Source organism: Streptomyces sp. NPDC016469 (genome assembly GCF_040632905.1).
Lineage (GTDB): Bacteria > Actinomycetota > Actinomycetes > Streptomycetales > Streptomycetaceae > Streptomyces.
The window spans coordinates 49039-62877 of record NZ_JBEYCQ010000009.1 but is presented as its reverse complement, the minus strand read 5'-3'; the positions used below and the strand labels follow the sequence as shown (position 1 = coordinate 62877).

13 protein-coding genes and 1 pseudogene are annotated in these 13839 nt (G+C 72.2%); 10 read left to right on the top strand and 4 right to left on the bottom strand.

The features are described from left to right. Positions 1 to 43: 43 nt before the first annotated feature. Genes ABZ565_RS12560 through ABZ565_RS12550 form a run of 3 tightly spaced genes read left to right on the top strand, consistent with a single transcriptional unit; the run spans position 44 to position 3743 of the window. Positions 44 to 1039 (top strand): ABC transporter ATP-binding protein, encoded by a 996-nt coding sequence (locus ABZ565_RS12560; RefSeq protein ID WP_361024285.1) that lies wholly within the window; start codon positions 44 to 46, stop codon positions 1037 to 1039. After that, positions 1036 to 1791, top strand: coding sequence for an ABC transporter permease (locus ABZ565_RS12555; protein WP_361024282.1), 756 nt, complete (start codon positions 1036 to 1038; stop codon positions 1789 to 1791). Before ABZ565_RS12560 ends, ABZ565_RS12555 begins: the two co-directional genes overlap by 4 nt. Beyond that, positions 1788 to 3743, top strand: a complete 1956-nt coding sequence (locus tag ABZ565_RS12550; protein ID WP_361024279.1) for a TOMM precursor leader peptide-binding protein — start codon at positions 1788 to 1790, stop codon at positions 3741 to 3743. Before ABZ565_RS12555 ends, ABZ565_RS12550 begins: the two co-directional genes overlap by 4 nt. Before the next feature lie 81 nt (positions 3744 to 3824). Here ABZ565_RS12550 and ABZ565_RS12545 read toward each other — a convergent pair whose 3' ends face one another. Continuing rightward, positions 3825 to 3995, bottom strand: coding sequence for a thiazolylpeptide-type bacteriocin (locus ABZ565_RS12545; RefSeq protein WP_018105658.1), 171 nt, complete (start codon positions 3993 to 3995; stop codon positions 3825 to 3827). A gap of 171 nt (positions 3996 to 4166) precedes the next feature. On the opposite strand from ABZ565_RS12545, the gene ABZ565_RS12540 reads away from it, so the two are divergent. After that, positions 4167 to 5453, top strand: a complete 1287-nt coding sequence (locus ABZ565_RS12540; RefSeq protein ID WP_361024276.1) for an amidohydrolase — start codon at positions 4167 to 4169, stop codon at positions 5451 to 5453. Between the two features lie 116 nt (positions 5454 to 5569). On the opposite strand, the gene ABZ565_RS12535 is transcribed toward ABZ565_RS12540, so the two are convergent. From ABZ565_RS12535 to ABZ565_RS12525, 3 genes are all read right to left on the bottom strand, one after another. Then, complete coding sequence (locus ABZ565_RS12535) at positions 5570 to 6499, bottom strand: aminoglycoside phosphotransferase family protein (RefSeq protein ID WP_361024273.1); 930 nt, start codon at positions 6497 to 6499, stop codon at positions 5570 to 5572. 40 nt (positions 6500 to 6539) lie between these two features. Continuing rightward, on the bottom strand, positions 6540 to 7250 hold the full coding sequence (locus tag ABZ565_RS12530) for a hypothetical protein (protein WP_361024270.1): 711 nt from the start codon (positions 7248 to 7250) through the stop codon (positions 6540 to 6542). Between the two features lie 107 nt (positions 7251 to 7357). Then, entirely contained in the window at positions 7358 to 8728 is a 1371-nt protein-coding gene (locus tag ABZ565_RS12525; RefSeq protein WP_361024747.1) for a hypothetical protein, read from the bottom strand. 205 nt (positions 8729 to 8933) lie between these two features. On the opposite strand from ABZ565_RS12525, the gene ABZ565_RS12520 reads away from it, so the two are divergent. The 6 genes and pseudogenes from ABZ565_RS12520 (at position 8934) to ABZ565_RS12495 (ending at position 13829) form a co-directional block, all read left to right on the top strand. Then, a complete protein-coding gene (locus tag ABZ565_RS12520) occupies positions 8934 to 9155 on the top strand; it encodes a hypothetical protein (protein ID WP_361024267.1) in 222 nt (73 codons plus the stop codon). After that, the gene (gene tgmB, locus ABZ565_RS12515; RefSeq protein WP_361024264.1) at positions 9155 to 10129 is read left to right on the top strand and encodes an ATP-grasp ribosomal peptide maturase; all 975 of its coding nucleotides are present in this window, start codon (positions 9155 to 9157) and stop codon (positions 10127 to 10129) included. The genes ABZ565_RS12520 and tgmB overlap by 1 nt, the downstream gene beginning before the upstream one ends. Further along, a complete protein-coding gene (locus ABZ565_RS12510) occupies positions 10126 to 11220 on the top strand; it encodes a methyltransferase domain-containing protein (protein ID WP_361024261.1) in 1095 nt (364 codons plus the stop codon). Before tgmB ends, ABZ565_RS12510 begins: the two co-directional genes overlap by 4 nt. Before the next feature lie 137 nt (positions 11221 to 11357). Further along, on the top strand, positions 11358 to 12245 hold the full coding sequence (locus ABZ565_RS12505; RefSeq protein WP_361024258.1) for a hypothetical protein: 888 nt from the start codon (positions 11358 to 11360) through the stop codon (positions 12243 to 12245). A gap of 285 nt (positions 12246 to 12530) precedes the next feature. Further along, entirely contained in the window at positions 12531 to 13487 is a 957-nt protein-coding gene (locus ABZ565_RS12500; protein WP_361024255.1) for an aminoglycoside phosphotransferase family protein, read from the top strand. Next, positions 13484 to 13829: pseudogene (locus ABZ565_RS12495) on the top strand (DoxX family protein). The gene ABZ565_RS12500 and the pseudogene ABZ565_RS12495 overlap by 4 nt, the downstream one beginning before the upstream one ends. Positions 13830 to 13839: the final 10 nt, after the last annotated feature.

Sequence of the window (13839 nt, the reverse complement as noted above, 5' to 3'; positions counted from 1 at the left end):
CGCGCCGCGCGACCGTCCCCGACCGGAAGGAACCACGCACCACATGAGTGAGGTACAGGCGATGCCAACCACCCCCGGCGAGGGCACCGCCCCGGCCCCCGCCGTCCACGTCCGGCACGTCTCCAAGCGGTACGGAGAACGCCAGGCCCTCGACGACGTGTCGCTGGAGATCGGCCGCGGCGAGTTCTTCGGCCTGCTCGGGCCCAACGGCGCCGGCAAGTCGACCCTGGTGGAGATCATGGAGGGGCTGCGCCGGGCCGACAGCGGCACGGTCACCGTGTTCGGCGAGTCCCCCTGGCCCCGCAACACCGCGCTGTTGCCCCGGGTCGGCATCCAGACCCAGTCCTCCGCCTTCTTCGTCCGGCAGCGGGCGCACGAGCACCTGCGTACCGTCGCCGCCCTCTACGGCGCCCCGCGAAGCGCCGTGGACGCCACACTGGAGGCCGTCGGGCTCACCGAGCAGCGCGACATCCAGGTGGAAAGCCTCTCCGGCGGGCAGCGCCAGCGCCTCGCCATCGCCTCCGCCCTCGTCCACGGCCCCGAACTGATCTTCCTCGACGAGCCCACCGCCGCCCTCGACCCGCAGGCCCGCCGCGATCTGTGGGAGGTGCTGCGCGCCCTCAAGGCCCAGGGCCGCACCATCGTCTACACCACCCACCACCTGGACGAGGCGGAAGCGCTCTGCGACCGCATCGCGATCCTCGTGGACGGCACGGTCGCGGTCACCGACACCCCGCACCACCTCGTCGGCGGTTTCAAGGCGGCCACCAGGCTCCTGCTGCCGCTCGGCCGCCTCAGCGAGGAGGAGGCGGCGGCCATCCCCGGCGTCGACCGGGTCACCGTCCAGGGCGGCGCCCTCGTACTGGAGACCCGCGAGGCGGGCCAGGTCCTCAGCGCCGTCGACAAGCTGACCGGTCTCGACGGCGTCCAGACCCGCACCGCCGGCCTGGAGGACGTCTACCTCGACCTCACGGCCCGGCTCACCCGGTCCGCGCACACCCCCCGCCGGAACGCCGACACCACGGAGCACCAGCCATGAGCGCCTACGCCGCACTGGCCGCAGCGGGCTACCGCGCCCAGATCCGCGACAAGAGCACCCTCTTCTTCACCTTCGCCTTCCCGCTCCTCTTCCTCGTCGTCTTCGGCCTGATCTTCCGGGGCCAGGACGTCGAGGAGAGCGGCCTGTCCTACCTCTCCTACACCGCCGCCGGCGTCCTGTCCTGGGGCGTCGCCAACGCGGCTGTCTTCGGTATCGCGTTCACCCTGATGCAGTGGCGGAACGACGACATCCTGCGCCTGATCCGGATGTCCCCGGCCCCCCTCTCCGCCGTCATCGGCTCCCGTTACGTCCTCGCCCTGGCCGTCGGCGCCGTGCAGTCGCTGCTGTTCGTCGGCGTCGCCATGCTGCCGGTGTTCGGCCTCCGGCCCGCTTCCGGATGGCCCCTGCTGATCCCGGTGCTCCTCCTCGGTGTCACCACCTTCCTGCTGCTCGGCGTCATCATCGGCTCCTTCGCCGACACCCCGGAGTCCGTCGCGGCCGTCGCCAACTTCCTGATGCTGCCGATGGCGTTCCTCTCCGGCTCCTTCTTCCCGCTGGACTCGATGCCGTCCTGGCTCCAGCACGTCTCCGTGGTCCTGCCGCTGCGCTACCTCAACGACGCCGTGTCCCACGCGATCGCCGGACGCGGGGGCCTCTCCGACGTCTGGGTGGGCTGCGCCGGACTCGTCGTCTTCGCCCTGGTCTTCGGCGCCGTCGCCGTCAGGACCTTCCGCTGGACGAGGTCCTCATGAGCGCCCCGACGCGCACCGCCCCCGCCCCCGCCGTCGCCCCCATGGAGGCGGCCCGGACCGCGCTCCACACCGCCCTGGCCGACCGGACCGGGCGGGACGTCCCCGTCGTCCCGGTCGGCGCCACCGACGCCCTCGGCGACCGCGGCGCCCCGGACCCCTGGGCGGCCGAACGCCCCGGCGCCCGCGTCCATCTCACCGCCTCCGCCGTCCTCATCGGCCCCTGGGGCGGCGACGGCACCGCCCCCGCCTGCGGGCGCTGCCTCGCGATGCGCTGGCAGCGCCTGCGCAGCCGTAGCGAGCGGGACGCCCTGGAGACCGGCGGCCCCGACGGCCCCCGCCCCACGGGCGCCTGGCCGCTGCTGACCGGCCACGCCCACGACGCCGTGGCCGCGCTGTGCCGCGCGCTGCTGGACGGCCCCGGCGCCGAACCCCCCGCCACCGGCCCGGCCGACCGGCTCCTGCCCCAGGTCACCCGCCTCGACCTGGCCACCCTGCAGGTGCGGACGTACCCCCTGCTCGCCGACCCCCGCTGCCCCGGCTGCGCCCCGCCGCCCGACCCCGCAGGGCCCCGTCCGCTCACCCTCGTCGGCCGCCCCAAGCCCGACCCGGACGGCTACCGGATGCGGCCCGCGTCCTCGTACCCCCTGCCGGAAGAGGCCCTGGCCAACCCCGTCTGCGGGGTGCTGGGCGGCGGCACCTGGTCCGACGTCACCTCACCGACGACCGCGCCCGTCGCCGGCAGCGTCTTCGTACGGGGTTACGCGGGGCTCAACGACGTCACCTGGAGCGGCCAGGAGAACGCCTTCTCCACCAGCCGCACCCTCGCCTTCCTGGAGGGCCTGGAACGCTACGCCGGGACCCACCGGCGCGGCCGGACCACCCCGGTCACCGGCTCCTGGACGGAGCTGAGGGCCGACGCCCTGGACCCCGCCGTGTGCGGCCTCTACGATCCGCGCACCTACCGCGACGACCCGCTCGTCGCCCCCTTCGACCCGGACCGCGCCATCCCGTGGGAGTGGGGCTGGTCGCTGCGCGACGACAAGCCCGTCCTCGTCCCGTCCCGGCTCGTCTACTACAGCGCGGGACTGGCCGCCGACAACTTCGTCTTCGAGTGCTCCAACGGCTGCGCCATCGGCGGCGGCCTGGAGGAGGCCGTCCTCGGCGGTCTCCTCGAACTCATCGAACGGGACGCCTTCCTCAACGCCTGGTACGGCAACGCCCGGCTCACCGAGATCGACCTGGCCACCGTCGGCGGACGGGCCGCGCCCGCCATGGCCGAACGCGCCGCGCTCCAGGGCTACGACGTCCACGCCCTCGACAACCGCATCGACCTGGCCGTCCCCGTCGTGACCGCGCTCGCCGTACGCCGCGACGGCGGCCCCGGCACCCTCTCCTTCGCCGCGGCCGCCTCGCTGGACCCGCGGGCCGCCGTCGAGGGCGCCCTCTCCGAAGTCCTCACCTACATCCCGCACCTCTCCCGCCAGACCGAAGAGCGCCGGGACGAACTGGAGGCGATGGCCGACGACTTCGACCTCGTACGCCACCTCAAGGACCACGCCCAGCTCTACGGCCTGCCCAGGATGGCCGTCCACGCCGACAGCTACCTCCGTCCCCCGGCCGTACGCCCCTTCGGCGACGTCTACCGGGACTGGGAGACCACCGGGCGCCCCCGCACCGGTGACCTGCGCGACGACCTGCGCGCCGTCATCGGTGAACTCGCCCGCGCGGGACACGACGTGATCGCCGTCGACCAGACCACCCCGGAACAGGAACGCATGGGCCTGCGCACCGTCGCCACCCTCGCCCCCGGGCTCCTGCCGATCGACTTCGGCTGGAACCGCCGCCGCGCCCCCTTCATGCCCCGCCTGCGCACCGCGCTCCGCCGGGGCGGACACCGCACCACGGACCTCACCGAGGCGGCGATGCGCATGGTCCCGCACCCGTTCCCGTAACGGCGTCCACCACCCGGAGACGGCGAAACGCCCGGTACCCGTCCGGAAGGGAGACGGATACCGGGCGCGCGCGCCGCCCTGTCAGGCGGTGCAGGACGTGGTGCTGGTGGTGGAGCTGCACGTCGAGGTCGAGCTGCAACTGGTCGAACCGGCGAGCACGACCTCGCTGGCGTCCGAGTAGTCGGAGATCTCGAAGGTCTCGGCCTCCAGCTCAAGGATCTCGTCGGCGAGGGTGCTGAGGTTCTTCTCCATGGCGTCTCCTCCGGTCCGGGGCACCCGTGTCCGGGGGCCACCACGCGGTGTACACCCCGGTGGGGGTACACCGCCCATTCCACCGCCCCCCGCTCACCGCTCGGCATGCCTTCCGCCCACACATCGCTGGCACCCGATGCCAGTGGCCCCGACGAGCACGCCAGGAGCCCCATGACCCACCTGCCCCCACCTCAGGAAACGGCCCGCCCCCGGGGAGCCGCCCACCCCGCCCTGTCCCCGGCCCTCGCCCAGGAAGCGATCCGCCCCGCCCTCACCCTCTACCTGGACGTCCACCGCCACCCGGAGACGTCCGGCGAGGAGACCCGCACCGCCGCCCTGTTCGCGGACCGGCTCACCGCCGCCGGCCTCGACGTCACCCGGGGCGTCGGCGGCCACGGAGTCGTCGGCGTCCTCCGCAACGGCGACGGCCCCCGCGTCTATCTGCGCGCCGAGCTCGACGCCCTGCCGCTCCAGGAGCGCACCGGCCTCCCGTACGCGAGCACCGGCCCCGCCATGCACGCCTGCGGCCACGACCTCCACCTGGCGGCGGCCGCCGGCGCGGCGGATCTGCTGGCCCGCACCACCCACCACTGGCGCGGCACCCTCGTGGTCGTGGGCCAGCCCGCCGAGGAGACCCTGACCGGTGCCCGCGCCATGCTGGCGGACGGCCTGTACGAGCGGTTCGGCAGACCCGGCACGGTCCTCGCGCAGCACGCCGCGCCGCTCCCCGCCGGCCTGATCGCGCACGGCGGCCCCCACGCCCCGGTCGCCGCCGCGAGCGCCGCCCTCACCGTGGTCGTCCACGGCCGGGGCGGCCACGCCGCGACCCCGCACCTCACCGTGGACCCCGTGGTCACGGCCGCGGCGGTGATCGGCCGCCTCCAGACGGTCGTCGCCCGCGAGGCGGCCCCCGCCGAGCAGCTCGCCCTCACCGTGGGCACCCTGCGGGCCGGTACGGCCGTCAACGTCGTCCCGGACACCGCCGAACTGGGCATCGGCCTGCGCGCCCTCGCCGACGACACCCTGGACCGGGCGATGACGGCGGTGGACCGCATCGTCCGGGCCGAGTGCGCCGCGTCGGCCTGCCCCCGCGACCCGGATCTCACCGTGCTCTCCCGCTCCCCCGCCCTGCACGGCGACCCGGCCGCGACCGACGCGGTCCGCGCCGCCCACACCGCCCTGTTCGGACCCGCACGCGTCACCGGCTGGCCCCCGTCACTGGCCGCCGAGGACTTCCCCCTCTACGGGGACGCGGGCCGCGAACTCCACGGCGAGGACGGCATCCCGCTGGTCTACTGGATGCTGGGGACCACGAGCCCCCGGCAGTGGGCGGCCACCGGCGGGGCGGACATCCCCCCGAACCACTCCCCCCGCTTCGCCCCCGCGATCCGCACCGCACTGCCCGCGGCGATCACGGCCCTCACGGCCGCCGCACTGGACCGGCTGGCCGGGACGTGACCGTCGCCGCACGCCCGGGCGGCGGCCGATCCGACAGTGCGGAGGCGGCACAGCGGTGGCCGCGGAAGCCCCGACTCACGCATCTTTTACGGGCTCCGCAGCACAAGCCGGTCGCCTCACTGCCCCAGGGACACGACCAACCGCTCCAGTGCCCTCCGAGCGGGCGGCCCCCACGTCGGCTTGCCGTTGGGCAGCCCCCGGTCGCCGTCGTCCGCGATGAGCAGGGCACTGAGCGCGCGCAGGACCGCCCAGCCACGGGCGCGGCGAAGAGTCGCCACGTCCGGGGTGGGGCGACAGGCGGCGTGGAAACGGTCGGCGGCGTCGTCCGGGAGCAGGTTCCAGGCGGCGGAGAGGTCGCAGGCCGGGTCACCAGCGAAGAGGTCGCCGAAGTCGATGACCCCGCAGAACGTGCCGTTGGCCGTCAGCACGTTGGCGGGATGCAGATCGCCGTGGAGCCACAGCGCGGGCCCCTCCCAGTCGGGAGCGGCGACCGCGTCCTCCCAGACGCGCCGAATCCGGTCCGGGTCGGTGACCAGCCCCTTCTCGGTGACGGCTGCGAGCGCCTGAGCGAAGTGCTCCCCGTACGGCCCCAGCGGGCCCCCGCGCCCCCGCCCCGCCGGCGCCCCGGCCGGGGCCGGCCGGTGCAGAGCACTGAGAAACCGGGCCAACGTGTCGGCCGCGTCCTCCGCATGCGTCGCCGGAACCCGGTCGGCCGGCTCCCCGGGCACCCACGTGGTGACCAGCCACGGCCGCGGAAACCGTTCGGACGGTACGCCGAGACGCTGCGGCACCGGGACCGGCAACGGGAGCCCGGGGGCCAGCCCGGGCACCCAGGCGTGCTCCTTCAGCAACAGCTCGTCCGCGGACTCCGTCGCCCACGGCAACCGCACGGCGAGCTCGTCCCCCAGCCGCCACAACTGGTTGTCCCAGCCGCACGCGGCGAGGCTGAGCGGGAGATCGGCGAGGTCGGGGTGCTGGTCGCGGAGGAGGGCGCGGATCAGGTCCGGGGTCAGGTGGGCGGGGGCGGGGGCTCGGGTCTCGGTCATGCGGGGGGAGCGTAGTGGGGCGGGGCGGGGCGCCGCCTGGTCACTCCTGTCCGCGCGCGTGCGGGGAGCAGGCCGGCGGTACCGACTCGGCGTGACCGCACCGTCGGACCAAAGGACCGCCTTCGCGGCCGGCCGGGACCGTCGCAGGGCCGGGTTGCGCGGGATGGCCCCATCCGGGGCCGCCGCGTTCGGCGAGCAGTCGCTTGCGGTGGTCTCTGCGGCGGACGGCCGTCACGATCACGATGGCCGCGCCGAGGCCGACTCCCGTGAGGGGCAGAACGACGACCAGGATCGACCCGCCCAGAAACGAGACGATGCCACCGGATTTCCCGATGGCGTACTGGGACGGTCCTTCGGACGAGCAGGTGATCTCGTAGTCGCCCGTGCGCGACACGTCGATGTCGTACAGGGGATTCCAGGTCTCATCGCGAGTGAGGAATACGTCGATGCCCGGGCCCCCGAGGTGCGGATCGCCGGGCCCGGTGATGCTGCAGTCCTGGGCGGCCGACGGGCCCCTGTCCTTGATCCAGATCGTCTTCTCGCTCTCCGGACCGAGCCGGAGGGAGACCGTGTCGCCGTTGGTGAACCGGTGGCCGGTGTCGACCGCGTCGACCAAGTTGTTGAAACGGTAGATCCCGAGGACCACGCCCAGCACGACCAGTACCACCGCGGTCCCGGCCGCTACGGCGTACCAGTAGCGACCGGGCCGGAGTTCGTTCGCCGGTATCTGCGGCGGGGCGGAGGGCAGCATCGACGCATTTTAGACCGCCCGTTCGGGAGGAACGGGGGACCTCAAGCGCCGCTGGTCCACCGCGTGGGCGCTCCGGTGTAACCGGGTAGCTGGGTAGGGGGCACGGCTCAAGCCTTCAGCCCGGCCACCATGCGCACTTGGTCACTCATCGCTCGTACGGCTCGGGATTGCTGGTGCCGAGCGAGGCTCCTTCGCATTGTTTCGAAGTGTTCGTCCCCTCGGGCCGTCGACAGCACCGCGTAGTCATCGAGGAAGGTCCTCCAGGAAGCGCACGCTTCATCGATGTGACCGAACTCGAACTGCCTCTGCGCCAGCACCGCGTTGGCGTGCAGGCGCCCCTGCCTCTCCTGACGTGGCGTCGCCTTGATCGATTGCTTCATGACGTTGATGGATTGGGCCAGTTCCCGGTTCTCGTAATGGACGTGCGCGACGTGAAAGAGGTAGGCGGCCTGGCCGTAACCGCCGACCGATTCCCGACGCGAGTCCGCCTTCGAGAGCGCGGCCTCGGTCTCGCGGAGTCTCGCCACGGCGGCCCGCTTGTCTCCGACCATCGCGGAGGCATGCGCCTGCTGCCCACGCAGGAAGGCTACGAGCCTGGGACCGGCCTTGGGCGCTGCCTCCGCAGCGGAATCGGCCAGTTCGAGGGCCTTGCGACCGTGACGCAGATTGGTCGCCTGCAGGCTCATGCCCCGAAGTGTCCGGGAGTAGGTGACCTGGTCGCGAGACTCCCCGGCCAGCCGGAGCGCTTGGAGGTAGTACCTCTGCCCGAGACCGTGGGCTCGCTCGTACATGGCCATCCACCCGGTCAGGTAAGTGAGGTCGGAAGCTGCGGACAACATGTCGTCGTGCACTTCATCCGAGGCCCCGGCCTTGAGGTACGAGGCCACCGTATTGACGAGAAACGCAGCGGCCATGGGCCGTGCGTGTCCACCACCGAGCTCATCGAGGATGTCGGCGACTTTGTCCGTCATCCTCCTGACGGTCTCGACTTCGCCCCGGCCGATCCGGCCTGTCGGCCTGGTGATCCGCTGCCCGTCGTCGGCCTGCGCAACATCGGCGAAAAGAGGAACGGACAGTGCGGCCGAGTACAGACCCGCAGCAAGTACGCCACGCCGCGAGGGGTCCATATCCGCCTTTCCCAGCTGAAGCAACGACTCGGCGGTGGCCCCCTGCGGGTGGCCCTCTCCCGTTATCGGCTGTCTGAGACCGGCCTCCGTGTAGAGGATGTGCCGCCCCAGCCTTCGCTCGAATGCTTCGATGATCAGCGGCCTGACCCGCTCATTGGGCTGTGAGCCTCTGATCCACTGCGCCACCGTGGATTGGCTGTACGTGAGCCCCATGCCGGCCTCAGTACCGAGTCGGTTCACGGCCTGGGCAAGTTGTGTCTCGGACCATTGCGCCTGGCCAAGCAGGTTCTTCAACTCCGTGTTGCGCTGTTTCCCGGAGGCAGTAGCCACGTCAACTCCCCGCGCATTCATGGGATTCATGCTTTGCCCTCGCTTCCACGGTACCCGCCCACACACTCTCCGCGGTTATCTCTTCACACGCCGCCGTCAAACGGGCCGAGGGAGATTCGTGGTGATCATCGTGCTGCAGCGACGCGACACGCATCCGATGCCGTGACTCCCTGATGAACCTTCCGTGCAACTGCCGGAATGCCCATGCATGACCAAAGGAGATGACATGACAACCACCATGATCCCTTTCGCCGCCCGCGCCGCTGAGCCGCCCTGCCTGGTGACTACGTCCATTGCGGGTGTCACCTGGGACGACGAGCTTCAGATCAACGTGCAGGCCGACGGTTCGCCCTGGCACACTGCCGATCACGCGGCGTCCACCACCGACACCAACCTGGACGGCAAGGGCGACGACGTGGCCGACCCCTACTTCGCCCCCGCCTCCTGATGGGCGCCGCCCGGCCGGTACTCGTCGTCGCAGAACGGCTCGACGCTGCCGCAGACATGGTTGTGGACCAGCTGAATCAGCGTGGCGTTGGAGTGATGCGATTCGATTCGGCCGACTTCCCCCAGCGTGTATCGCTGTCCGCAGGCCATCGGCCGACGGCGGCAGGGTGGGGAGGCGTGCTGATCGAAGGGCACCGATCGGTGCGGCTGGAGGATGTCCGGGCCGTCTACTACAGACGGCCCGGACGCCCTCGCATCGCCGACACCGTGGCCGAGCCCTACGCGACCTGGGCGCAGAACCAGGCAGACGCGGCCATGCTCAATCTGCTGTCCGCCCTGCCAGTCCGGTGGATCAACAACCCCCACCACGACCGCGTTGCTGCGCACAAGCCGCAGCAACTGGTTGCGGCAGCACGCGCAGGCCTGCGCGTGCCCCGCAGCCTCATCACCAACGACCCCGCCGAAGCCCGCGCGTTCGCCAAGGCGGTGGACGGGCCGCTGATCTGCAAACCGGTGCTCGGTGGACGTCTGGACACGGGCGGGGAACGGCAACTGATGGTGGCCACGCACCGCGTCGAACCCGCCGGCTTCGACGAAAGCGTGCGGCTGACCGCCCACTACTTCCAGGAGGACGTGCCCAAGAAGTACGAAGTACGGCTGGTCGTCGTGGACGGCAACCTGTTCGCGGGGACCATTGTCGGTACGTCGGAGAAGGCGCGCACCGATTGGCGTACCGACTACGAGAACCTTGTGTACGGCACGACCGAAGTGCCCACCTCGGTTGGGGCGGCCGTGCGACGGTTCATGACCTCGTACGGAATCGTGTTCGGGTCCTTCGACTTCGCCGTCACCCCTGACGACACATGGGTGTTCTTCGAGAACAACCCCGCCGGCACGTGGTCCTGGGTCGAGAGTCGCACCGGGCTGCCCATTGCCGCCGCGCACGCCGACTACTTGCAAGGGGCTACGACATGACCGCGCCGAACGACCTCGCCTCGGCCGCCCTGCGCGCCCAGTTCGCCGCCGCCCTCGGCGAAGAGACCCGCTCGAGCCGGTGGTTGGCCGCGTTTGCCGACGTACCGCGGGAGCACTTCGTACCCAGGTTCTACCGGCAGGACGGGCGGGGGCACTGGTACGAGGTCTCCGAGGGAGACCCGGGCCACCTGGAGGCCGTCTACTCGGACACCGCCCTCACGACACAGCTCGACGCGCACGGCGTGCCGACCTCCTCGTCCAGCGAGCCCCGGTTGATGCTGGCCATGCTCGATGCGCTGGACGCCGAGCCTGGGCATCGGCTCTTCGAGCTCGGGCTGGGCACCGGCTACAACGCCGCCCTGGCGTCATCGCTCCTCGGGAGCGACAACGTCGTGAGCGTGGATGTCGACCCGGACCTCGTCCGGCGCGCCCGGCAGCACCTGGCGAGGGGGCGCTACCGCCCCCACGTGTTCGCCGGCGACGGCGTGAAGGGCTGCCCGGACAGGGCTCCGTACGACCGCATCATCGCGACGGCCGCCCTGCGTCGCATCCCTCCGGCTCTGCTGGCGCAGGCCGGCGCTGGAGCGGTCGTCGTCGCCCCGATCGGCTTCGGCGTCGCGCGGTGCGTTGTCTCGGGGGCCGGGGAGGCGACCGGGCGGTTCCTGCCCGTGCCCGCGCACTTCATGCCACGCCGTCGGCCCGCGATGGCCCCGGACTTCGCGGGGCTGGAGGCGGAGGCGGGGAGGGCCACGTCGGTGCCTGTGACGGACGTACTGGACCGGCTGAAGTTCCCGCTTTCTCTGGCCCTTCCGGGGTACCGCTCGTGCTCTTGGCTTGACGACGCGGGCGCCGTGACCGGCGTGGGTCTCTGGACGGAGGACGGCTCCACGGCCACGCTCCACGCCTCGGGGAAGGCCCGGCAGATCGGTCCGCAGCGCCTGTGGGACGTGGTGGAGGAACTGGTCACCGCCTTCCCGGACGGTGCGCCTGCCCGGGAGGACTTCGGTCTTACGGTGACCCCGGCGGAGCAGCGGGTTTGGTACGGGGAGCCGGACGGGGTCTCGTGGCCCTTGCAGTGGGGCCGAGGGTGAGTACGTACGGCGGCTGCCCGCCTGGACGGGAACTACTGCGGCTGGCGTAGAACGGGTGACGCTTCGCATGCGGGACCGCCTCCAGGGCACCGGGCGCATACCTGACGTAACGGTTCTGGTTTGGGGAGGCTGCTGTGATGGCGAATGTGAAGTCCCGGAAGTCCAAGGCGGCCGCGTACGGGGTGGCGGGCCTGCTGGCCGTTGCCGCGCTCGCCGGGTGCGGGTCGGACGACAAGGGCGACTCCGCGAAGGACGCGAAGCCCTCCGGGGCGGGCAAGACGACCGACAGGTCGCCCTCGCAGGTCGTGCAGGCGACCAACAAGAACACCACCGAGGCCGGGTCCGCCCGCGTGAAGATCACGACCTCGGTCAGCGCCGGGGGGCAGAGCCGGACGGTCACCGGCTCCGGCGTCATGGACTTCGAGGACGGGGAGAGCAAGCTGACCATGGAGCAGTCCGGTCAGCGGCTGGAGCAGCGGGTCGTGGACAAGGTGATCTACCAGAAGCCGCCGAAGGGCGAGGGCGGCCTGCCCGGGGGCAAGAGCTGGATGAAGATCGACATGGAGAAGCTGCGCGCCTCCGGGGCCGCCGGAAGCAGCCAGGTGAGTGATCCGACCGACTCCTTCGCCTACTCCGAGGCGCTGTCCGAGAAGGACGTGAAGAAGGTCGGTACGGAGAGCCTGGGTGGTGTCGGGACGACGCACTACAAGGTCGGCCTCGACATCGACAAGCTCGCCAAGGGCGACGCGGCGCAGGCCCGGAAGTTGCGTGAACAGCTTGGCGAGAAAGTACCGGTGGACCTGTGGGTCGACGGCAAGGGGCTGATGCGCCGCCAGCAGATCGAGATGACCGCGCAGCCGGCCGGGGGCGCGAAGGACTCCGGTTCGGCGAACCGGGGCAAGGTGAAGGTCGTCATGGACTTCAGCGACTTCGGAACCGACGTCGATGTCGACGCACCCACCGCCGGGGACACGGTCGACGTGACGGACAAGGTCGCCAAGCAGGCGAGCGGCCGGCAGTCCTGACCGACGGGCCGCCCGGCGGAAGGCCCCACCGAGCCCGGCCCGGTGGGGTCTTCCGCTGCCCGGCCCGGCCCCACGTCCCGGCACCGGAAGGACAGACCGTCGACGCCGTGTCTGCTCAGTTCTTGCGTGCGGTCACCAGAGCGAAGGAGAACACCGGCCCGGCCGCATCGCGGGCCGTGGTCCGGGACGGTGCCGTACATCGCCGATGCCCGGCGTACGCACTCCCCGCTGCTGGACCGCGACCGCCGGGCCGAGCCGCGGCCCGGGCCCGCGTAAGGTGCCCGGATGATCGTCATTCCGGAGGAGTTCGCGCGGACCACCGTCGAGCGCGAAGGCGACGCCGGGGCGCGCTGGATCGCTGAACTGCCTGACACAGTCGCCGACTTGGCCGACACCTGGGCCTGTGCGCCCGACGGCCACGTCATGCACGGCGGCGTCGGGATCATCGTCCCCGTGCGACGCGACGGCACGCCGCCCGCCGTGCTCAAGGTGTCCTGCCCGCACCCCGGCAACGACCACGAGCCCGACGCCTTCGTCGCCTGGGCCGGGCGGGGGGCCGTGGCGCTGTACGAGCGGGACGACGCGCGGTACGCGATGCTGCTGGAGCGGGTCTCGCCGGTGACGCTCGCCGAGGCGGGCGACGGGGACGAGGTGGTGGCCGTCGCCGCGCGGCTCGGGCGGCGGCTCGCCGTGCCCGCGCCCGACGGACTGCCGCGGCTCAGTGACCGGGCCGGGGAGTGGGAGGACGAGCTGCGCAGGGACGCCGCCGAGCTGGGGCACGGCCTGCCGCGCCCCGTGCTGGACGCCGCCCTCGCCACCGTGCGGGAGTTGGGGCGGGAGCAGCCCGACACGCTCGTCCACGGGGACCTGCACGGCCGGAACATCCTGCGGGCCGAGCGCGAACCGTGGCTGGCCGTCGATCCCAAGGGATACGTGGGCGACCCGGCGTACGACTCGGGGGCGCTGATGAAGTCGCGCGCGTACGCCCTCGCGGGAGTGGGCGCCCACGACCTCGGCAGGGCCGTGCACCGCATCGTGGACGTGTTCGCGGACGCCGCCGAGCTGGAACGCGAACGGGTGAGGCGGTGGGCGCAGTTGCACGCCGTGCAGGCGGCGTTCTGGGCCCGGCGGCACGGGTTCCGGGTCGCCCGCGGCGGGCCCGAACTGGAGTGGATCACCGCCTTCGCGGACCGGCTGGCGGAGTTGCTGACCGAGCGCCCCGGAGGGCCTTCGGTGCGTTGAACCGGCCGGCGGGGCCCGGCATCTTCTTCAACGGTGCCGTCGCCGCGACCTACCTCATCGGCCACGCATACCCGAAGTCCCAGGCCGACATGAAGGGCATCCCCCGCACATACGTCCCGTGGCTCGGCATGTGCCTGGCCGCAGGCACCGCGGGGCTGCTCGCCGGGTTCGCCGCGCCCGCGCTCGGCACGCTCGCCGCGTGCGGGCTCATCCCTCTCCTTCGTCGGCGCGATCATCGCCCATCTGCGGGTGGGCTCCCGCAACATCGTCGGCGGCATCGCCTTCCTGGCGACGGCGATCGCCGCCCTGGTCCTGAGCGTGCGGGACCACGGGGCCTGGTGAGCGGGGCCGG